20 protein-coding genes and 1 pseudogene are annotated in these 21,951 nt (G+C 28.6%); 5 read left to right on the forward strand and 16 right to left on the reverse strand.

Features of this window, described 5'->3' with window-relative positions; all coding sequences use genetic code 11:
* The first annotated feature begins 93 nt into the window (after nucleotides 1–93).
* A complete protein-coding gene (eno, locus tag bhYOR_RS01660; RefSeq protein ID WP_025399672.1) occupies nucleotides 94–1,395 on the forward strand; it encodes a phosphopyruvate hydratase in 1,302 nt (433 codons plus the stop codon).
* A 63-nt stretch (nucleotides 1,396–1,458) separates the two neighbouring features.
* On the opposite strand, the gene rpsI is transcribed toward eno, so the two are convergent.
* The 9 genes and pseudogenes from rpsI to bhYOR_RS01705 all read right to left on the reverse strand — a co-directional run bounded on the left by rpsI (nucleotide 1,459) and on the right by bhYOR_RS01705 (nucleotide 10,342).
* On the reverse strand, nucleotides 1,459–1,869 hold the full coding sequence (gene rpsI / locus bhYOR_RS01665) for a 30S ribosomal protein S9 (RefSeq protein WP_025434018.1): 411 nt from the start codon (nucleotides 1,867–1,869) through the stop codon (nucleotides 1,459–1,461).
* Nucleotides 1,870–1,879: 10 nt separating this feature from the next.
* A complete protein-coding gene (gene rplM, locus bhYOR_RS01670; RefSeq protein ID WP_025399673.1) occupies nucleotides 1,880–2,329 on the reverse strand; it encodes a 50S ribosomal protein L13 in 450 nt (149 codons plus the stop codon).
* 79 nt (nucleotides 2,330–2,408) lie between these two features.
* Nucleotides 2,409–3,194 carry a hypothetical protein gene (locus bhYOR_RS01675; RefSeq protein WP_025434019.1) on the reverse strand — a complete coding sequence of 262 codons (786 nt, stop codon included), beginning with the start codon at nucleotides 3,192–3,194 and terminating at the stop codon, nucleotides 2,409–2,411.
* Complete coding sequence (gene gatB, locus bhYOR_RS01680) at nucleotides 3,187–4,644, reverse strand: Asp-tRNA(Asn)/Glu-tRNA(Gln) amidotransferase subunit GatB (RefSeq protein ID WP_025434020.1); 1,458 nt, start codon at nucleotides 4,642–4,644, stop codon at nucleotides 3,187–3,189. The genes bhYOR_RS01675 and gatB overlap by 8 nt, the downstream gene beginning before the upstream one ends.
* A pseudogene (gene gatA / locus bhYOR_RS01685) lies at nucleotides 4,634–6,078 on the reverse strand (Asp-tRNA(Asn)/Glu-tRNA(Gln) amidotransferase subunit GatA). The gene gatB and the pseudogene gatA overlap by 11 nt, the downstream one beginning before the upstream one ends.
* A 15-nt stretch (nucleotides 6,079–6,093) precedes the next feature.
* Nucleotides 6,094–6,369 (reverse strand): Asp-tRNA(Asn)/Glu-tRNA(Gln) amidotransferase subunit GatC, encoded by a 276-nt coding sequence (gene gatC, locus bhYOR_RS01690; RefSeq protein WP_025399677.1) that lies wholly within the window; start codon nucleotides 6,367–6,369, stop codon nucleotides 6,094–6,096.
* 9 nt (nucleotides 6,370–6,378) lie between these two features.
* On the reverse strand, nucleotides 6,379–8,472 hold the full coding sequence (locus bhYOR_RS01695; protein WP_025434021.1) for an ATP-dependent helicase: 2,094 nt from the start codon (nucleotides 8,470–8,472) through the stop codon (nucleotides 6,379–6,381).
* Nucleotides 8,472–9,671 (reverse strand): helix-turn-helix domain-containing protein, encoded by a 1,200-nt coding sequence (locus bhYOR_RS01700; RefSeq protein ID WP_025399679.1) that lies wholly within the window; start codon nucleotides 9,669–9,671, stop codon nucleotides 8,472–8,474. The genes bhYOR_RS01695 and bhYOR_RS01700 overlap by 1 nt, the downstream gene beginning before the upstream one ends.
* An 11-nt stretch (nucleotides 9,672–9,682) precedes the next feature.
* Nucleotides 9,683–10,342 (reverse strand): LolA family protein, encoded by a 660-nt coding sequence (locus tag bhYOR_RS01705; protein WP_038446181.1) that lies wholly within the window; start codon nucleotides 10,340–10,342, stop codon nucleotides 9,683–9,685.
* A gap of 162 nt (nucleotides 10,343–10,504) precedes the next feature.
* Between bhYOR_RS01705 and bhYOR_RS01710 the strand changes: the two genes are divergently transcribed.
* The 3 genes from bhYOR_RS01710 to amrB all read left to right on the forward strand — a co-directional run bounded on the left by bhYOR_RS01710 (nucleotide 10,505) and on the right by amrB (nucleotide 14,214).
* Nucleotides 10,505–11,920, forward strand: a complete 1,416-nt coding sequence (locus bhYOR_RS01710) for an NFACT RNA binding domain-containing protein (protein WP_025399681.1) — start codon at nucleotides 10,505–10,507, stop codon at nucleotides 11,918–11,920.
* A gap of 102 nt (nucleotides 11,921–12,022) precedes the next feature.
* A complete protein-coding gene (gene pyk, locus bhYOR_RS01715; protein WP_025399682.1) occupies nucleotides 12,023–13,456 on the forward strand; it encodes a pyruvate kinase in 1,434 nt (477 codons plus the stop codon).
* Between the two features lie 5 nt (nucleotides 13,457–13,461).
* Nucleotides 13,462–14,214: an AmmeMemoRadiSam system protein B gene (gene amrB / locus bhYOR_RS01720; RefSeq protein ID WP_038452336.1), complete on the forward strand. Its 753-nt coding sequence runs from the start codon at nucleotides 13,462–13,464 to the stop codon at nucleotides 14,212–14,214.
* A 20-nt stretch (nucleotides 14,215–14,234) separates the two neighbouring features.
* Here the strand turns inward: amrB and rpmB are convergent, their stop codons facing one another.
* Both rpmB and bhYOR_RS01730 read right to left on the reverse strand, forming a co-directional pair.
* Complete coding sequence (gene rpmB / locus bhYOR_RS01725) at nucleotides 14,235–14,513, reverse strand: 50S ribosomal protein L28 (protein WP_025434023.1); 279 nt, start codon at nucleotides 14,511–14,513, stop codon at nucleotides 14,235–14,237.
* Nucleotides 14,514–14,523: 10 nt separating this feature from the next.
* Nucleotides 14,524–16,083, reverse strand: a complete 1,560-nt coding sequence (locus bhYOR_RS01730) for a DUF5312 family protein (RefSeq protein WP_025434024.1) — start codon at nucleotides 16,081–16,083, stop codon at nucleotides 14,524–14,526.
* A 124-nt stretch (nucleotides 16,084–16,207) separates the two neighbouring features.
* Between bhYOR_RS01730 and bhYOR_RS01735 the strand changes: the two genes are divergently transcribed.
* Nucleotides 16,208–17,323, forward strand: a complete 1,116-nt coding sequence (locus bhYOR_RS01735; protein WP_025399686.1) for a hypothetical protein — start codon at nucleotides 16,208–16,210, stop codon at nucleotides 17,321–17,323.
* Nucleotides 17,324–17,326: 3 nt separating this feature from the next.
* On the opposite strand, the gene bhYOR_RS01740 is transcribed toward bhYOR_RS01735, so the two are convergent.
* From bhYOR_RS01740 to bhYOR_RS01760, 5 genes are read right to left on the reverse strand one after another with little or no spacing between them, the layout of a single operon-like run.
* Nucleotides 17,327–19,120, reverse strand: a complete 1,794-nt coding sequence (locus bhYOR_RS01740; protein WP_247088168.1) for a hypothetical protein — start codon at nucleotides 19,118–19,120, stop codon at nucleotides 17,327–17,329.
* Nucleotides 19,121–19,135: 15 nt separating this feature from the next.
* The gene (locus bhYOR_RS01745) at nucleotides 19,136–20,077 is read right to left on the reverse strand and encodes a hypothetical protein (RefSeq protein WP_025399688.1); all 942 of its coding nucleotides are present in this window, start codon (nucleotides 20,075–20,077) and stop codon (nucleotides 19,136–19,138) included.
* Nucleotides 20,078–20,104: 27 nt separating this feature from the next.
* Nucleotides 20,105–20,590: a CarD family transcriptional regulator gene (locus bhYOR_RS01750; protein WP_025399689.1), complete on the reverse strand. Its 486-nt coding sequence runs from the start codon at nucleotides 20,588–20,590 to the stop codon at nucleotides 20,105–20,107.
* Nucleotides 20,591–20,636: 46 nt separating this feature from the next.
* Nucleotides 20,637–21,230 (reverse strand): hypothetical protein, encoded by a 594-nt coding sequence (locus tag bhYOR_RS01755; RefSeq protein WP_025434025.1) that lies wholly within the window; start codon nucleotides 21,228–21,230, stop codon nucleotides 20,637–20,639.
* Nucleotides 21,223–21,951 (reverse strand): 16S rRNA (uracil(1498)-N(3))-methyltransferase, encoded by a 729-nt coding sequence (locus tag bhYOR_RS01760; protein WP_025434026.1) that lies wholly within the window; start codon nucleotides 21,949–21,951, stop codon nucleotides 21,223–21,225. Before bhYOR_RS01760 ends, bhYOR_RS01755 begins: the two co-directional genes overlap by 8 nt.

Consider the following 21,951-nt stretch of genomic DNA (forward strand, 5'->3'; position numbering starts at 1 on the left):
ATTCTTTTAGCAAAATACTACACATTTGTCTTGTTTGTTATTATACTGAAAATATATACTAAAGTAAATATATTAACCTATAAGGAGCGGAAAATGGGCTTTCATATTTATGAAATAAAAGCTAGGCAAATAATTGATTCTAGAGGAAATCCAACTGTCGAAGCAGATGTAATACTTGAAGATGGTTCTCTAGGTAGAGCAGCTGTTCCATCAGGAGCATCAACAGGGATAAATGAAGCTGTTGAACTGAGAGATGGTGATAAATCTGTTTACATGGGAAAAGGAGTACTTAAAGCAGTTGAAAATATAATAAATATTATATCTCCAGAACTTGAAGGAATGAGTGCTTTAAACCAAGTCGAAATAGACAGAAAAATGCTTGAACTTGACGGCACTCCTAACAAATCAAAACTTGGGGCTAATGCTATTCTTGCAGTTTCAATGGCTACAGCTAGAGCAGCAGCTGAATATCTTGGGATTAAAGTTTACCAATATCTTGGTGCCTACAAAGCCAACATTTTGCCTACACCTATGTGTAACATTATAAATGGCGGCGCCCACTCTGATAACTGTGTTGATTTTCAAGAATTTATGATAATGCCAATTGGAGCTAAAACTTTTAGTGACGCAATAAGAATGTCTGCTGAGGTTTTTCACACACTCAAAGGTATTTTAAGCAAAAGGGGCTACGCAACATCTGTTGGGGATGAAGGTGGATTTGCACCAAATCTAAAGTCAAACGAAGAAGCTTGTGAAGTTATTATGGAAGCCATCAAAAGTGCAGGATATACACCTGGAACAGATATCGCAATCGCCCTTGATCCAGCAACATCTGAATTATATGATCCAAAAACAAAAAAATATGTACTCAGATGGTCAACAAAAGAAGAACTCACATCCGAAGAAATGGTTGAATATTGGGCAAAATGGGTAGAAAAATATCCTATTATATCAATTGAAGATGGCATGGCTGAAGAAGACTGGGACGGATGGAAAAAGCTTACAGATAAGATTGGGGATAAAGTTCAACTTGTTGGTGATGATTTATTTGTAACAAACACATCATTCCTTAAAAAAGGAATTGAAATGAAAGTTGCAAATGCAATTCTCATTAAAGTAAATCAAATTGGAACATTAACCGAAACTTTTGAAGCTGTAGAGATGGCCAAAAAAGCAGGATATACTGCGATAGTTTCACATCGCTCAGGAGAAACAGAAGATACAACAATTGCCGATCTTGTTGTTGCACTTGGAACAGGACAAATCAAAACAGGTTCCTTATCAAGAACAGACAGAATAGCTAAGTATAATCAACTCTTAAGAATAGAAGAAGAACTAGGCAGTATTGCTGAATACCATGGAAGGGATGTCTTTTATTCCATTAAAAAACAATAATATAAATTAAAGCCCTCATAAGAGGGCTTTAATTTATACAAACAAAATAAAAAAAACAAGTACTTATCTTTTAGAAAATTGAAAACTCTTCCTAGCTTTTTTCTTCCCGAACTTTTTACGTTCAACTTTTCGTGGATCTCTTGTTAAAAACCCATTGGATTTAAGAATCATCTTATGCTCTTCATCAAGATTAAAAAGAGCTCTTGCAATACCATGCCTAATAGCACCAGCCTGGCCCGAAATGCCCCCGCCATAAATATTAATGTAAAGGTCATATTTTCCAAGAGTATTTGTTAAAACTAATGGAGATAGAGCAATTGTTTTTAACTTTTCAAGTTGCACATAAGAATCAAAATCCCTACTATTAATCTTAATATCACCTTTACCTTCCCTAATGTAAACCCTAGCAACAGAAGATTTTCTCCTTCCCGTACCCATTCCTAAATTAATACCCTTAACATCTGACTTTGCCATTTTTCCTCTCTTAATTTGCTTCTAATTTATAAAGATTTTGGGATTTAAGCGTATGATTAGAATCAGCAAAAACTTTAAGATTCCTAAAAAGCTCACGCCCCAAAGATCCCTTTGGTAACATACCCTTAATAGCTATTTCAAGAGGAGCTGTTGGCTTTCTCTCAGATAATGTTCTAAAAGTATCAGAATAAAGACCTCCAGGATATCTTGAATGTCTATAATAGATCTTCTGAGAATATTTCTTGCCAGTAAGCCTAATCTTTGAAGCATTAACAATTATAACATTATCACCTAAATCTTGGTGAGGAGTATAATAGGGCTTATGCTTACCTCTCAAAATTTTAACAGCTTCTGTAGCAATTCTACCAAGAACTTTATCTGACGCATCAATCACATACCATTTTTTCTCTACATACTTAGGCTTAATCCATATTGTCTTATTATTCGTTATCCTATTCATAATAATACACAGTCCTCACTTAGATATTCTACAAAGTTATACTTTTTCATTGTATTATTTGTAAGTTAACCTGTCAATACTAACAGCCAAATTTATCCTGTAGTCTAAGAGCAACCTTTCGAAATCCATCTAAATCTCCTTTAGAAAATTTTAAAGGAACAAGCGAAGGAATATCAAAACTAGGACTAATTAAATAACCATTTTTTAAATACTCATTAAAAACTTCATTATGATGCTCAGATTTATAAAGAGGAAACATATATCTACTAATTAGCTTAAACATAGGCATAGCAAAAACATTAAAATTAATTTTTGAACTCTTTTCATAAGACAAAATCTTAGCGAGCATATGCCTAGCAACAGCTAAAGTTAAAGCATCAAGAGGATCTCTAAATTCTATTTTTCTAGATAAATTATCTACTATAGCAATGCTAATAGACATGCATCCAGGCATTGGAATATTGACAAGCATAGGATATCTAAAATTATTAAATCCAGCCCTAAACTCATATATGCCTCGCTGTTCTTCCCAAGGCTTACTAAAACAATTCTGGCCTGTTAAAGATAATAAAAACTCTCTAGCATCCCTTTCAAACTTAAAAATAAACACAGATCCTGCTTCTTTAAAAAAAGAAAAAAGAATATTTTCAAATTGTTTCCTAAATACTGAAGGATAAGAAGCCGTCAGACCTCTTGAAAAAGTTTGCTTAAGAATAAGATTTAAACCTTGAACCCTATATCCTAAAAAATTTAGCCCTCCATTCAAGTATAAATCTAAATACCTTTTACCCTTAATATCATAAAGGTAAAAGAATCTTGCCCTTTTAATTATTGGAAAACAACTAAGCAAAGACTTACTACACATCCCTTAATTTATTCATTAAAATTTCATTTGCAAACGCAGGATTAACCCTGCCAGAAGTTTTAAGCATAATTTGACCCATCATAAACTTAATTGCATGACTCTTACCTTTCTTATAAAGTTCAATTGATTTAGGATTTTCATTTAAAACTTCAAGCACAACTGATTCAATAAAAGATTTATCACTTATCTGTTCTAGATTTTTTTCATTAATAATGATAGCAGGGGAAACGTTTCTATTAAGCATTTCTAAAAATATTTCTTTTGCGATCTTACCACTTACCTTGCCACTAACAATGAATTCAACAAGTTCACTAATATATGATGGTGGTAAATTAAAATCAAGTATGCTTATTTCTCTATCATTTAGTACACTTAATACTTCAGATAATATCCAATTTGAAACTCTCTTGGGATCACTTGAAGTCATTGCTGCCTCTTCAAAATATTTAACCAAGTTTTTATCAGAAGTTAAAGTCACAATATCAAAATTACTAAGACCATATTGATCTTTTAATCTAATTCTTGTATCCAAAGGCAACTCCACCATTTTATTAGATTTTATGCTTTCAATATAAACATCATCAAGTTTGATTAAAGGCAAATCAGGATCCTTTATATAACGATAATCAGCCACAGTTTCTTTGCTCCTTTGAAATACTGTAATGCCCCTTTTATCATCAAAACCCATTGTATGCTTACCTATACTTTCAAAAGTTTTTCTATGTAAAATCCATTCTTCTTTTTGTCTTGATTCTTCATAATCAATTGCCAACTTTATTAATTTAAAAGAATTTAAATTCTTTATCTCAGAAATGGGGGTTTTATACTCAATATCATTCTCATTGATAAGTAAATTAACATTAACATCGCAACGGAATGACCCGTTTTCCATGCTACAATCAGATAAATCAAGATATCTAAAAATTTCTCTTAAAGCACTCAAATAAGATACAGCTTCTTCTCCACTATTAATATCTGGTTCTGAGACAATTTCTAACAATGGCGCACCTGCACGATTAAAATCAATATAACTTCGATTTTCACTTTCAAGCAAATGCAAGCTCTTGCCTGAATCTTCTTCCATATGTATCCTAACAATATTAATCTTTTTTAAACCTGAGGGAGTTTCAATAAAAATAAATCCATTATTACAAATTGGTGCATCATTTTGAGATATTTGATATCCCTTAGGTAAATCGGGATAAACATAATGCTTTCTATCAAACTTAATAATATTTCTAATTTTAGAATTAGTAGCATGCCCAGCCAAAATTGCACTATTAATAAGTTCCTTATTTACGCTAGGTAACGCTCCAGGAAGTCCAAGACATGTCGGACAAGTACGAGAATTTGGAATTCCCCCAAAATCATTCTTACACCCACAAAAAGCTTTGGTTTTTAATCCTAATTGTACATGAACTTCTAAACCAACAAGTAATCTATATTCCATTTAATCTAATTCCTCTATTACATTTTTTGCAAAATTTAAAAGCTCAAAATCTCTCTTAACTTGACCAATTATTTGCATACCAATAGGTAATCCCCTATCATCTTGAGCAAAGGGAATAGAGAGTGCAGGAGATCCAATAAGATTGGCAATTACAGTACACAAATCAGAATAATACATTTTCATAGGATCATCAAAATTTTCACCGATTTTAAAAGGTTTTACAAAACTTGTAGGCGTAATAATATATGAACAATTATTAAAAATTTCATTGAATTTTGGAACCAATACATTTTCAATAATTTTGCAAGCTTTTGCATAATATTGCAAATCATAACCTTCTGATAACAAGTAATTACCAAGCACAATGCGCCTTTTAACTTCTTCTTTTAAAAATAAACTCCTATGCTTATAATAAAAATCATTAAGACTTAATTCATCATTTAATCTTTTGCCATAATGAAGACAAGTATAACGAGCAAGATTAGATGCAGCTTCAACTGGAGATACTGAATAATAAAGAGATAGTACGCAGTTAACTGCCTCTATTGAAACCTCATGTATTTCAACTCCTCTGTTTAAAAGTCTAGATTTAAATTTAGAAAACTCACGGGCAATCTCTGGTTCCATCAAATCCTCACTGAGTTCTTTAATTACAGCCAATTTGGTGCCTGCTAAAGGATTACTCAACAATGGATAAGGGTCTTGAATAATATCTATGCTAGTAGCATCCATCTTATCAATTCCACAAGTATATTTTAATATCAAAGCCACATCATCAACAAAATTAGCAAAAAATCCTATTTGATCAAGAGATGACGCATATGATGCAAGTCCATAACGAGACAAACCTCCATAAGAAGGCTTAAACCCAATTAAACCTGAAAAAGAAGCAGGAAGCCTAACAGACCCTCCAGTATCGCTACCAAGTGCAAAAGGAGCTTGATTATCAGCAACAACGGCGCCAGAACCGCCAGAACTACCACCCACAACATATTCTTTATTTAAAGGATTAAGCGTAACACCATAATAAGAAAATTCACAAGATGATCCCATTGCAAACTCATCCATATTAGTTCTACCAATTAAAATTGCACCGTTATCTTTTAATCTCTTAATAACAGTCGCATCATAAGGAGAAACATATCCTTGCAAAAGTTCAGATGCACAAGTTAATCTCTTATTTTTAACTGAAATATTATCCTTAACAGCAATAGGCATACCAATTAAAGGCAAATCTTGTCCTTCGCCTCTACTTAAAAGTTTATCATATTCTTTTGCCAATTCTAATGCATCATCAAAAAACTCAATATATCCATTAATATCTTTATTTGCTTCATAAAGCTCTTTATAAAAGAGCACAATATCATAAATCTTACACTTCCGAGTTAATATTAATTCTCTAATCTTTATTAAACTTAAACCCCTTAAATCCAACTCAATACTCCCTCCCTATTCAAATATCTTGGGTGATGAAAAGTAACCATCCACAAATACATTGCTAAAATTTTTAATAGATTCAATCGTCAAAGAAGGTAAAATCTCATCGTTCCTTAAATCAGAAAAGTTGCATGTTTTTTTTTGAATTCCATCTTTTATCTCAAATTCAGAAATTTTATTTAACATGCCAACAATTTTTTCAAATTTTATGGCAAATTCCAATTCTTCACTCTTACTGAATTTTAATAAACTCAACTTCAAACTATCTTCTAAATGAATGTCTCTCAAATTTCACCTCTAAATCTTAGAAAGTCCCTTAATATGAATTGGACTTAAAATCGCTTTCTTACCATTCCTTAAATTAATTTTAATAAATGACTCACCGTTTTGATACCACTTATCAACAATTATTCCATGCTCACCATTATAAGTTATATAATCTCCAATATTAAAGCTTTTATTCCCACTTTTTAAAAAAAAATATTTGAAATTATCTTTTAAATATTCTGGAACAAAAACAATATCATAATTATCTTTGTTAAGATCTTGAAAAAAGACCGACATAGCTGTATTTCTTAGCATGCCTCCAAAAAATCTCTGCAAATTAATTGTAACAATAAGTTCAAATTTAGCTCTAGTAATAGCAACATAAAAAAGCCTTCTCTCCTCCTCTATCCGATCCTCAGTCAATTCCTCAATCTCAGCAGGCAACAATCCCTTCTCAAGACCAGATATTATAACTCTATCAAACTCAAGTCCCTTAACCCCATGAATTGAAGAGAGTAATACACTAGACTTAGAATCTCCATGAATTAAAGGTGACAGGGATGAATTTTCCAGAAATATTACAAGTCCCTCAAAACTGCCTGAGTATTCAACTCCACTACTAATAAGTTCATCAATATTTTTAAATTTGTCGTCCTTATCAAATTTTTGATAATAATCCCAAAATCCAGCTCTAATTACAACATCTTTAATAAATTCAGATAAATTTATATAAACATCTCTTCGTATATTTTTCTCTAGATCATCATACAAACTTAAAAAAGCAACAAGAGAATCTCTTGCTTTTCCCTTCAGATTCTCAACAGCTCTTCTACTTGCAAGAATTAAATCAAAATTAACATCACGATCATTTAGCATTGCAATTATTTTATCCGTAGTAGTCTTACCAATTCCCCTAGCAGGTTTATTTATTACTCTTAAGAAAGAAATTTTATCTTTTTTATTTACAAAAAGCCTTAAAAGAGAAATTACATCTTTAATTTCCCCTCTCTCATAAAATCTAATTGAACCTAATATTTTGTGTGGAATATTATGTTTTAAAAAAGCCTTCTCAAACTGCAAGGATTGGTAATTAAATCTATAAAGAACTGCTGTTTCAAGTTCGTCTTCAAGAAGGAAATTAGAAAAATATTCAGCCTCCTCTGCAGGATTTCGAAAGACAAAAAATTTTATCTTCTTGCCCATCTTATTTTCTGTAAATATTACTTTTTCATATCGATTTCTATTCTTTGAAATAACATCATTTGAAACATTAACAATACTTAAACTGGAACGATAATTTTGTACCAAGTAATATTTAGACACATTATTAAATACTTTTTCAAATTCAAGAATATTTTCAACTCTAGCACCTCTAAAAGAATAGATAGACTGATCCTCATCTCCCACCACCATAAAATGCATATTTTCACAATAAAGTTCTTTTAAAAACAAAAACTGTGCATGATTAGTATCTTGATATTCATCTACAAAAATAGCTTTAAATTTTCTCTGCACTCTCATCTTTATATCTTCACAATTTCTTAACATCAAAACGGCCTTAAGAATAAGATCAGCAAAATCCAAAGCATTATTTCTAGATTTTTCTTGTTCATAAAACTCAATATCAGCGCAACTTTTCTCATCAAGATCACAATAATTATTTAAAAAGCAATTTTCTTTATACTTAAATATGGAAGATGCAACATGCTTTGCAAGTTCAATGGTTGACGCAAGTCCAATTTGCTTAACAAACCTAACAACATCATTAGTATCCCAAATTGTAAAATTTGAATCATAATTTTTATCAAATTCTTTAAAATAAAGTCTTAAAAGCCAAGCACCAAAAGAATGGAAAGTTTGGATATGTAAAGCCTTATTCAAATTAAAAAGATAATTTAGTCTCAAATTCATCTCATTTGCTGCTTTATTTGTAAATGTTAAAGCAAGAATCTCTTCTGGTCTTAACTTCATTTCCTTTATTAAGTGCGTGATTTTAGCTGTTATAACCCTTGTTTTACCACTACCTGGACCTGCCAAAACAAGAATGGGATTTTTAGTATCATCTAATACAATTTGCTTCTGAGCAGAATTTAAACTAAAGAGAAATTTTTCTATTCTGTCCATTAATAAACTTCAGAAACTTTAAGATCAAAACCCCCAGGGGTTTTTAACCAAAAAAATTGAATTGCCATTATTTCTCTTCTATAATTCTTTAAAATAGAAGTAATATCCTTACCTTGAAGAACAATATTAACATCAGAAAGTCTCGACAAAAACAGGATTAAAGATTTTTTGAAATTTAAACTAAGAGGAACACCCTTAGATACAAGCAAAGATTTACCATAAAGATTATCATCATAAGCATATCTTAAAAACGTATCATTTAAAACCCTAATAACTAAATCAATATTGGAAATATCTTGAGAAGAATATACAGTAGGATACTCATTAATAACTCTACTCTTAGGACCATTAACTTCAAATCCCCAATTTAAAACATTAAATCTACTAGAAAGATTAGTTTCAAGCACATATTCAACATTAAGCATAAAAGATTCCAAGCTTACATGGGCTTTTCGGACCTTACCTTGAGAACAATTATCATACACAATCTTAACTTTGATATTATCATTCAAATCTATTTCGCGAGATTTGCCTAAGCTAAAAACATATCGTCCATTTTGAAAATCATTTGTAATAACTAAATCATCTTTCATAAAAGAAACTTTATACTTTGCAATAGAATTGCCATGAACTAAAGATAAAAAATCACCATCTCCAAGTGCAACGTTCCAAAAACTTTCCTTATCAAAAAAAACTTCATGTATTTCTGGGGATCGCCTTGTAGCATGATTTACTTTAAAAATTTTTCCTAAGGATTGTTTAAGTCCACTGAAATTTGAAATTAAAAGTATTAGTAATATAGCACTCATTACTCCTACCAATATTTTAATCACCCTAGAAAAATCTAGCTTAAAAATATCGAAATACTTACCCCCAAGCCTACCTTCATTCACAAAATTTGAATTGCCATTTTGATCATCAGTCTTAATTCCAATATAACTACTATTAAGTCTTCTCTTATGTTCCTTAAAAAGAGATGAGACATACCAAATATCAACTCCTAAATACTCACTGTAAGTTCTTAAGAATCCTACAGCTAAAACCTCATTTGGAAATGATTCAATATTAGAATCTTCAAGTGCTTTAAGATATTTAACAGAAATCCTAATATCATCAGATATCATCTCAAGAGTTAAACCCTTATCAATCCGAGTCTTCTTTAAAAAATCTCCAAATCTAATGAAATTATTTCTTTCCATCTCTTAACACCTCAAGTTTTTTTAACATCATATAAAAAATTATCCACCTTATTTGAAGTTTTTGGCAGATCATACTTAAACCTACTATCAGGAATCCCAACATTAAATTTTACAGATAAAAGATCAATAATTATTTCTCGACCACCACCTGTTGGATAAGCAACAACTCTCCTAATTGCACCATTTTGTGTAAAAGCAATCATAAAAGAATCAATCGTAGCAGCACCCCTATAAAGCCGCCTTGAAAAAGTCAATTTTATAAAATTCTCCGTACTCCCCCCCCCTCCCCCAGATTCGTCAAGGGGTTCTAAATTGGGAGAATTAGTATAAGATACACTATACTCAGTACTTAAAATATTCATAAAACCACTTCCTGCCTTTCCCATAGTCAACTGTTGTCTAAAAGAAGTACCAAGAGATGGGACATAAACAGTTAAAACCTCGCCATCACTTACAAAAACCTGATTATTTGAATCTAAATTAACAATAAATTTATCGGGAAATTTATATAACAAAGTACCCTTTTGCTTCAACCCTTTTATATTAAGACTAATCTTAGCCTGAATATCTTCTACATTTTGGTATTTCAAATAAACATTCTCAAAATACTGATTGGCAGATACTTGAGCGAAAATCAAACAAGGAAACAAAATTAATATTATTCTCTTCATTATAAAAACTCATATCTTACTAAGCTAAATTTAATAGCAAATACATTGCACGATCTACGCCTAATATCAATAGTACAACTTGTTATAATAAGCTATTATTTATAATATACCATTTTGCAAACTAATAATAAACATATTTAGCAAAAGATCAAAGGGGACAAAATGTCATTAAACTACAAAGAAATAAACATTTTACTTCAAGAATTGCCGTTTAAAAATTCATTTTTAAGAAAAATCAAACAACCTAACCATAAAACTTTGGTTATGGAACTTTATAATAAAGAAATAAATGAAAAAAATTTTAATGTATTAATCGCACTAGACCCAAAAAAAACGAGAATTCACAAAACAAACAAGAAATTTGAAAATATTAAACCCTCTTTAAGATTTTTTGAATTTTTAAAATCCAAAGTGCAAAATGGTAAAATATCTGAAGTATGTCAAATAAAAAATGAAAGAATAATTTTAATTAAAGTGCTTAAAGAGCAAATAACAATCTTTATCTTCATAAAATTATGGCCATCATCTCCTAACATAATTGTAACAGACGCAAATTTTAAAATCCTTGATGCATATTATAGAAGACCAAGCTCAAAAGAAATTACAGGTGAAATATTCACAAAAATCAAAGAAATTATTGAAAATAATGATATAACTGATAAAAAGGAAGTTAATCTCAAAGATGGATACAACAATGAACTATCTTACTCCGAATTTATTGAAAATTACTATGATGATTCAGAAATAAAAGAGACTCAAGCACAAAACATAGAGCTACTTAAGAAAAAATATGAAAAAGAAAAAATAAATTTAGAAAAAAAAATAAGCTTTCTAGAAAAACAAATAAACTCAATTGAAACAATCGGGGCGCAAAGAGAGAAGGGTGAGCTGATCTTATTAAACATTAACAAAATAAAAAAAGGAATGGACACGATCATTTTAAAAAATCACAATGGAGAACAAATTAAAATAATGCTAGATAAAGCATTACTCCCTCAAGATAATGCTTTAAAATACTTTAAAGAATACAAAAAGAATAAAAATGCTTTAAAAGTTATACAAGAACAATTAGAACATGCAAGAACACAATACGATGCATTAATATTAAAGACAACCTGCATAGACTCTCAAGACTGTATTACGCTGGCAAATGAAAGAATCAAAAAACAAAAAATTATAAAAAAATCATCTATTGGTCTTAATTTCATATCTTATGGATTTGAAATTGTTGTAGGCAGAAATGCAAAAGAAAACGATGAACTTTTAAGAAGCTGGGCAAAGGGAAATGATTACTGGTTACATACAAGAGACTATCCTGGTGCTTACGTATTTATTAGGAATAAAAAAGACAAAACACCTCCTCTTGAAGTCCTGATAGATGCTGGTAACTTATGTGTGTTTTATACAAAACCTGCAAGACAATCAGGTGAAGCTGATCTTTACTATACTAATGTCAAACATTTAAGAAGAGTTAAAGGAGGCAAAAAAGGACTTGTAATACCTAATAGGGAAAAAAACTTAAATATTAAACTAGATCCCAAAATATTAAACAAACTAAAACAAAATTTAAGTTCATGATATATGATAATTTAATCTTAAAATGAAATGACAAGTTCTTAAAAAAATATTGTTATTGGTGATTAAAAAGCATAAAATTTAAATACTGTAGGAGAAAAATAAATGATACAAAAATTAACAAAAATAGTAGCAACAATATCTGATCTCAGGTGTGATCCAGAACATATAAAAGAGTTATATGAAGCAGGGGTAAATGTAATAAGACTTAACACTGCTCATCAATCTCATGACGATGCAATAAAAGTAATAAACAATGTTAGGCAAGTTTCAAATAAAATAGCATTAATGATTGATACAAAAGGACCAGAAGTTAGAACAGCTAATATTGAAAATCCCATTACCGTTAAGATAGGAGACAAAATAATAATCTCAACATCACCTATCAATGAATCTAATTCATTGCAAACCAACTATGATGGCTTTGTAAATGAAGTTCCAAATGGATCAAAAATCCTTATTGATGATGGCGAACTTGAAATGATTGTTATCGAAAAACTTGCAGACAGATTAATCTGTGAAGTTAAAAACGATGGTCATATCAAAAACAAAAAATCAATCAATACACCAGGAATTCCACTTAAACTACAATCTGTCACTGAAAAGGATAGGGGATTTATTGAACTTGCCGCAAAACAAAATATTGATTTTATTGCCCACTCATTTGTAAGACATGCAAAAGATATTCAAGACGTTAAAGATATATTAAATACTGCTGGAAATCCAGATGTCAAAATTATTGCCAAGGTTGAAAATCAAGAAGGAATTGATAATATTGAAGAAATTGCAAAGGCTTCTTATGGGATTATGGTCGCAAGGGGCGATATGGGAGTTGAAATACCTGCTGAAGATGTTCCTTTAGCACAAATTAAAATAACAAAAACCTGCATTAAATATGGAATACCCGTAATTACCGCAACACAAATGCTGCACACAATGATTGAAAATCCAAGACCTACAAGAGCAGAGGTTTCCGATGTTGCTAATGCAATTCTAAATGGCACAGATGCCATAATGTTATCTGGTGAGACAGCTTATGGCAAATACCCACTCGAAGCTGTTAAGATGATGACTAAAATTGCTATAGAGGTTGAAAAATATAGAGAAAAAACACTATTTAAAGATGAAATTTTCTGCAGCAAAAAGATCATAAGAAACTATATTATTAAATGTGCAATTGATGCAACCAAGATAATGCCTGTTAAAGCTATTATTGTTGATTCACTTAAGGGAAGAACCGCAAGAATAATGGCAACATACAGAGCAAGTGTACCTCTATTTATTACAACAAATAATGAAAGGATAGCAAGGGAATTATCACTCTCTTACGGTGTTTATTCTAATCTTGTTGATCATAACTTCAAGGGAACAACTGAATTCGTAGTAACTTCTCTTAAAATGCTTAAAACACAAGGCATAGTTAAAGATTCAGATATTGTAGTAATTATCTCTGGAAACCCAAACAGAGCTACTAACAAAGGTACAGAATTTATGGAAATAAATACAGTAGAAGACGCAATTAAGGAACGCAACCTATAAAGAAAATAAGAAACAGTTTAGTTGATAATATATTTTATTCAACTAATACTTGCAACCTAGAATTATTTACTCTAAATAAAATAAAAACTCATAAAGCACTTCTAACTAGCTATGGTGCCTATGAGTTTTTCTTAAGCAATATTAATTTATTTCAAAAGGTCATAGCACATAATACAAAAAATGTGTTTATATTCTCACAAACAAAAGAAAATTCACAGATTAATATTTCAGATCATAAAGCTTGGAAATTTTTTAATAAAATAATTGATGTCAATTCAGATATAATAAATCTGATAAAAAACTTTAAATTTACAAGTATAGAAAATAAACTAATAGAAAATGACCATAAGATTGAAATTGTATTAAATTTCATTAAAGATATAACACAAGATATAAAAATTATTCCCATTATTTTAGGTAAGCTTAAAAATCAAACTCTAAGAGAATTTAGTACATTTTTAAAACCATTTACAACAAAGGAAGAAAATTCTTTTATATTCCTCTCTCACTTTATCTCACACTCTACAAACTTAAACAAAGCCATTCAACTGGCAACAACATTAAAGGAACTCTTAAATAGACCTAATTTAAATCCATCAACTCTACTAGAATATCATAATGCAAGCAAAATATTACCTGAAAATATAAATGCAATCATGCTAATTTGCAATCTTTTCCAAAAATTTGAATTTACAAATCACAAGATTACCAACAACAACAATGAATATTCAATAATAGAAAACATATTAATAAACTAAAATTGACAAAAACACAATTTTTAAATAAAATCCTCTATCTTTTTAGAATTTTTTTTCAAAAAAACGCTAAGACCTACCTTTGAAATACTTCTTAGAGCACTTGCAGAAATCTTAATATTAACACTTTTCCCAAGCTCAGGAATAAAAAATTTCTTATTTATTAAATTTACTTTAAAAGTTCTCTTGGTCTTAACGCCAATGTGTTGTCCTGCTCCACCCTTTTTTTTAGCAAGTACCTTTCTTGGAACATTATTTCCAAACATTGTTCTTTTACCTGTTATTTCACATTCTCTTCCCATCTAAAATCTCCTAAACTGTACTTTTCTTCTCCAGATATAAATCCATCAACTTCAAAAACAAATTTAAATTATCAACTACATTTTTAATTATATTACCAAAGTTTACATTATTGCCATAACTTTTGACAAGATCAATATCAAGCTCTTTCCAATTATAAACAAGTTCCTTTTCTGAAGAAGGTTTCACATAATCTTCTAAACAATCATTCAAACGTAGTCCCAAAGAACTAACTTTTGCATAATACTCATTCAATATGACTGAAGCCTTTTTATTAATATCTGATATTATACTTAAAAGTAATTTTTCCGATGATTTATCCCCAACAGAAGCTCTGTGCAAAAGTGCATTTACTCTATTACCATAAGTACCCTGTTCGCCAAGATTATTATCAAAATCAATAAGATTGGAATAAATACTAACTAAAGAATGAATATCATTAGAAATATCCCTAGAAACCTCCATATCCTTCCACTGTCCCTTAATAATAAGGATATTAATAATATCACTTAGATCTTTTTTCACAAAATTAACTGCATGGGTTTTTAAATAACCTAAAAGATCAGAGTAAACATATCCAGTAGTATTTACAATTTTAGATGTGATCTTAGCATTCATACATTCATTATAATTATCTAAACTTACAAGAGTAATTCCATGAAATAATTTCTCTGCTAAAAGCTTAGATTTGCTATTCTTTTGGAAAAGCTCGATTTTTGCTATCTCATTTGAAACATGTTTAGAGAGATCATTAAAAAACACTTTTGCCTTTATTTTTGACTTTTTGATACCAGATATAGGTAAATAATCAGGATCACCGCTAACATATCTTATAAGATATAAAATTTCTTTAGTTTTATTTATCTCAATTATAGAAGTTAGTGTCTTAAGCCAAACATTTGGTTTAAGAGGAAAATTATCCCTATCTCCATATACTTCTAAAAGAATATCGTAGAGATTTCTCCAAATAGAAATATCTCTAACAGAATAGATACATTCCAAAAAATCTTTAATATCATCAAGAATTACACCACAACTAACAGTATTAAATCTTGGCTTATATACAAAATCACCTTCTGGAAATAAATTATCAAAATTTTTAATGATTGAATAATACTGAAACGAAACCAAATCAAAAAAGATATCCAAAGCTCCGCAAGTTTCATCTATCATCCTGATTTGTTCTTGGGTTATGTTTTTCAACAAATAATTCAAATTATTCTCTAAATTCTTAGGTATATCAGGTGTAAAATTGACCACATCATTAGCTGAGAAAGAATAAATATATTCCAAAGCTTGTCTTTGACTATCACTTAAATACTTTTCAACAACAAAGTGAATTATTTTATTTGAAGATCGATATCTTTGTACAAAAAACTTGAAAGGAATAAAAACTTTATAAAGATTATAAATAAACTTAGCGAACTGAGGTAAAGCCTGAATTTTTGAAGCATTAAAAAAACTGCTTACCTTACTTAGACTACTTTTGACTTCCCTAAGCCTTCTTTGCTTCACTTGTTCAGGGGTAAGCTCTCTACTAAAGATAGAAACCAAAAAATCAACTAAACCCAAACTAGCTACTCTCCTTTTAGAATAAAATCTCAAGTTCTCAAAGAAACATATAAAATTACAAAATAACTATAAAAATTATACATAATTTATTGTAAAATGAAAGGAAATAGAATAAATAATTTTTATGTGCTTAAAGAAACCAATCTTAATCATAGTTTTTACTTTAATTTTTAGTTGCTCAAAAGATGATACCATAACTATATTAACTGACAACAAAATCATTCCATTTTACATAAATCAATTCAATATCCAAAATAAAGCAAGTTTTATCATTAAATACAAAGAACATATCAACATACAAACGGCTAATGAAGAGAATGCACAAGTAATTATCTCAAAAAATATAGATAATATAAATATAACTAAAAATTTTAAAAATATTCAAAAATACTATTACTCAGACTATTCAATATTAAATAACATATCTGAAAAGTTCGCACACAAAATTATTCCCTTAAGCTTTGATGTTCCAATCTTAATATATAAAAATGAATATAACATACAAAAATATATTGATATACAAAATATTAAAAAAATACACAAAAGCTTTCAAAAAGAAAAAAAAATTTTTATCTCTCCATATATCTCTGAAAATCTATTTTACACACTATCTGAAATTAATGGCATAAATTTTTACTTTGGAAACAACAAACCAGAATATGATGATACAAAAATGTCAGATATAATAAATCATTTTAAATCTTTTATAGATACAAATGAGCTTGCATTACACAAAAACTTTACAGAAAAATATAAATATTTAAACTTAGAAAAAATATTACTTCAAAAAAAAACCATTTTAATTGCAGGATTAACTAACTTAACATATTACAATAGCTTAAATAAAGATACCAGAGACAAAATCAACTTTTCATATCTAACAAATAAGGAAAAAAAAACATCGATATGCAACATAAACTTTATGGGGGTTAAAGAAATATCAAAACCTATAGAGAAATTTATTCAATGGATACTAAACCAAGAAATACAAAAGTCTCTAATTAAATTTAAAGATAAAGCAAAATTCAATGAACATTTTGGATTCGCAAATGGATTTACACCATATAAAAGTTTAAACTTAAAATTAAAACACATAATAAAAGAAATACCTTCATTTATCATAGACGAAAATTACATAAACAAAGATTCGTATATACTCAATAAAAAACAAATAGAAAAAGAAAATTACATGATCAATGAATTATTTTTGTCTCATATAAATAACACAGATCCTAAGTAAAGATTATACTTCTTTATAAGTAACTCGCATTACATGTAATACAATAAAAAATAAGATAGAAAAAATCAGAATAAAAGATACATATATGTTAACGAATAATTGAATAAAGAGTGCTATTAAAATTAACAACAAATAATTTATAAAAAGCGAAGAGATGCCTGAAAAAATAGCTATTATTAAAGATATAAGAAATACCACAGATTTTGAATCAAATTCAAAATCTACCTTAGAAGCTACAGCAATAAATAAAACACCAAAAAAAACTAATAAAATAGGACTCATCATTAAAAAAAGACTTGAAGAGAATACACTTATTAGTCTTAAGTTTAACATTTCAATTTGATTAAAAGCACTTAGAAGAACTTGAATGGGCAGAAAAACACTACCCCTACCAGAATTTGCAAATAAACGTAAATTATTAACATTATTATTAATATCAATGATATTTGTATTACTTAAGTCAAAATCTGTAAGCGATACAATAATTTTAGTAGCAGTAATGTCACTATTTTCATTTTTCTTATCTAAAACATTTTGATAAACTCGATTACCCTTAAGAGTAGCAAATGGTACTTTAATATGCAAAATAACATTACCTGAGCCATTAAATCTAATAAGTTCAAAATTTTTAATCATTTTTACATAAGAAGAAACAGTATTTACAACCTTTTGCATATAAATATAATCATATGTTTCATTACTAGGATTGGGTTGAAATAAAAATACATCATTTATGCCATAATGTTCATAATACTTTTCAATCTCATCAAAAAAGAAATACTCATCCTTAAGCTTTTCTAAAGATTTATTCTTATAACTTAAGATCTCATTATCATTTGGAAATAAATTATGAAGCTTTAAAAAACCATAATAAGCAGGTTTAAATTTTTCTGTATTGAGATATAAAAAATTTTTTTGTTTTTCTTCAAAAACTGAAGACTTCTTTTCGCTCTCGATATTTTTATATTCATTAATGGCTTTAAAAGTTAAGTCTAAGAGTGCCGAGAATTCATCATCTTTAGTAGAAGCAAATCCCACGTAAGCAAAATAATTAGCCGTAGAATAATCACCTTTATCAATGAATCCATTAACAATATCTTGAAAATCTTTCTTAGTCAGATTTTTAACCAGATACATTTTAACAGCCTTTCTAACCTTTTCCAAATCAACATCATAGATAGGCATTCTATCATATTCAGACCGAGCCAAATAATAATTAATTGAAAGTTCATCGTTATCAGAAATAAGTCTCATCTTTTTATACATTCTAAGCAACTCTTCAAGGTATTTTTTTTTCTGATTTAAAACCTCTATTAATTCATTTACATCTAAGGTCTTATTTGAAAATAAATTCATATCTATGCTTTTAAGCTCATTAACTATCGTATTTGTCTGACCTGCAAGAAGATTATACCTCTCATAGTTGTAATTATATTCACTTCTTTGAGCAATAATATAAGACATAATAGAGTTAAAAATAAACATAAAAATAAGGCCTATTACAAAAAACAGAAACATGAATGGATAGAGTTTTTTAAATAAATATCCTTTATATTCCCTTAGATAAAGCCGTGTTTCATGTTTAGCTAAAAAAATAAAATAAACTAAAACAAAAAAAATAAAAAATCCATTAAAATAATGGTAAACGCTTAAAACAGTATCAAAAAATGTGGCTATTAATGTATGTTTTTCTAAATAATTTGCCCCAAAGAAATATGTATAACAAAAAATAAGACCAATAAATAAAAATAAAAAAATAAAAAAATTACTTAAAAATGTATACAATTCTCTTTTCATATCTAACAAATTGATCTAATGCAAACTATTATCAAATCCTTTACTAATCCTAATATACTCAGAAATAAAGCTAATAAAATAAGTAGAAAAGAAAGTAAGTACACAAAAAATAAAAGGAACATAATTAGAAACTACATTTTCTCCCATAATTAAATCCAAACTCTCAGGAAATTTAATCGCATAAATATTATGAATTTTAAAAAATAGTATAATGAAAACAGGATAAAGAAATAAAGAGAGGCCACTTGAAAATATAAGATTAAAAACATAAGAAAATGAAAATAAAAGTAAAGTAAACCCAAATATGTTTAAAATCAAACTAAAAGATTCTAAAGAAAGCAAAAAATTATTTAAAGTATCTAAATCATTAAAAACATTACTAATTAGAGTATTATATAACTTTTGAATAAAAAACGCATTTGTATTAAAATTCATGATATCAGATTTAGAAAAATCTAAATCGTATGAAAAAGTTTTAAAATCTCCGTCATTAAACCCATTATCCTCAACTTTTAAAACACCTTTAAACCCGAACGATTTAACATCATTACCATAAAAAACTATCTTATCATCAAAAAAATGTACTACTCCATCTTTAATCATTTTTTCATTTCTGCTATGAAAATCCAAAAAAACAAAATTAAAATTAGCAGATGCTAAGAATCCAAAATAAGACAACAATAATATAAAAATAAAAACAACACCATACAAAGTCCTTTTAATGCGAAACGTCTTTACATTAAAAGGATAGGCAATCCTCATAAAGGTAGCAACTAAAGATAAAGGAAAGGCATAAAGATAAGCATCATAATAAAGTTCAAAACTCAAAATAGAAAAATTCGCATGTAAGAACTTATATTTCAAGTAAAATGTACAAATAAAAATTAAGGAAAAGATAAAAAACATAGAAATAAATCTACAAGATATTAAGAAAATAAATCTCAAAACACTTAACATAATAAGTTCCTACAAGTTATAAACAATCTAAGACTTCCCCGTAGACAGAACTTCCTTAATCTTTTGCTTAGCTTCTTCAAAACTGATTTGCAAGGCTAAACTAATTTCATGCTGCAAAATTAATTCAAAATCATTTAAAATTCTTTTCTCATAGAAAGGCAATTCTTTTTGCATAGATTTTGTATACAAAAATTTATATAATTTAGCGGTACTTAATATATCACTTTGTTTATAAAAATCATGGCTACCATCTTTGATCTTTTTTTGATCTATTTGACCTTCAAAGTATTTCATGATATCAAAAACTTCTTCTACTTTTTCTTTGCTAACTAAGGCCCTAATTCCAAGATCATTTGCTCTAGAAACTGGGACCATAAAAGTCATCTCATTGAATGGAAAATATATTTCATAATAATCAATAAACTCACCATTAAATTCCTTATTTTGGATGTTTTTTATTTTTCCCACTCCCTGCATTGGATAAACTACAGCTTGATCTAATACAAATGTCATTTCTTTACCTCATATAAATTTTACCAATACCTAAAACCAAAAGAAATCACAAAAACACACTTAAATTAGTTCTAATGCCAAATTTATTTACATAAAACAAATTCTCAAGATAATTATTACTACAAAAACTTATTATCATACTAGGAGTAAGTTTATTAATATTGGCAAAAAACATCTCTTTGTTTCTCTTAACAGCTTTCAAATCATAGTAACCAATAAAGTTAATCTCTTTATGTGACTCTTTCAATCTTAAAAAATTTCTCTTAGAAATTATTTTATCTTTATCAATAATATAACACGTTTTATATGTATTTTCCAGTACACTCATTGAAACAAGCAAAATTGAATTTGAATCATAGCAACCAATATCGACCCTTTTAAAAAATTTACAAAGAGATCTTAACAATTTAGAATTTGAAAAAACAAGTGAAGAACTCTTAACAAGATTCCTAAACCTTTTAAAAATTAAAAATTTTAGCAAAGACTTACAATCAATAAAAATAACCATCGAATGATATGGATGGGATACAAGATATTCAAATCGACTAATCAATTTATCACTGCTCTTAAATACATCTATTGGTACCCCCAAAAAATAAATCCTATCTGGCTTTGAATATATATCTTTTAAATTAGCCATTATTACCCTCTAATAATAATTTAAAATGAGCAAGTGAATAAACAACAGCTGTATCTGCTCTTAAAATTGGAGTATTAAATCTTACAAATTGAAAATTTAGTTTTTTAAAGAAATCAATTTCTGATTTTGAAAAACAACCCTCAGGACCTATTAAAATTCCAATCTTGCCAGAAGCACCAAGATCCTCACCACAACTTAACAAAACACCATCCTTATGAGCAACATAATAACTTACAGATGAGGAATAAGGAATGCTAAAAAAATTTCTGTAAAAATTAATACTAGGCACTTGAGTATTGCCACTTTGCTTTAAAGCCTCATCAATCAATTTTAAAAATCTTGAACTTTTAAAGTTTAAATCATCCATCTCTATTCTAGCAACAGAATTATCAGCATTAACAATATTGATTTGATCTACGCCAATTTCAACAATTTGTCTTAAACTCAAATCTAACTTTCTACCCTTAAGGGTAGATATAAACATACTTATTTCAAAATCACGCTTCTTAAGCTTCTCAATCTTAAGAGTAGAAAGCCTAATTAAATTATTATTTATACTAATAATCTCAACAAACCTTACCTCTCTTCCCTTTAAGAGAACATTTAACGTATCCCCTAACTTAACTCTTCTTACATCAACAAGATAGTGATAAATCTTAACATCATCAATAATGATATCATTATCAAATAGACAACTATCATCTAAGACTATTTGTTTCAC

This window comes from Borrelia nietonii YOR, assembly GCF_023035795.1.
GTDB classification, from domain to species: Bacteria; Spirochaetota; Spirochaetia; order Borreliales; family Borreliaceae; genus Borrelia; species Borrelia hermsii.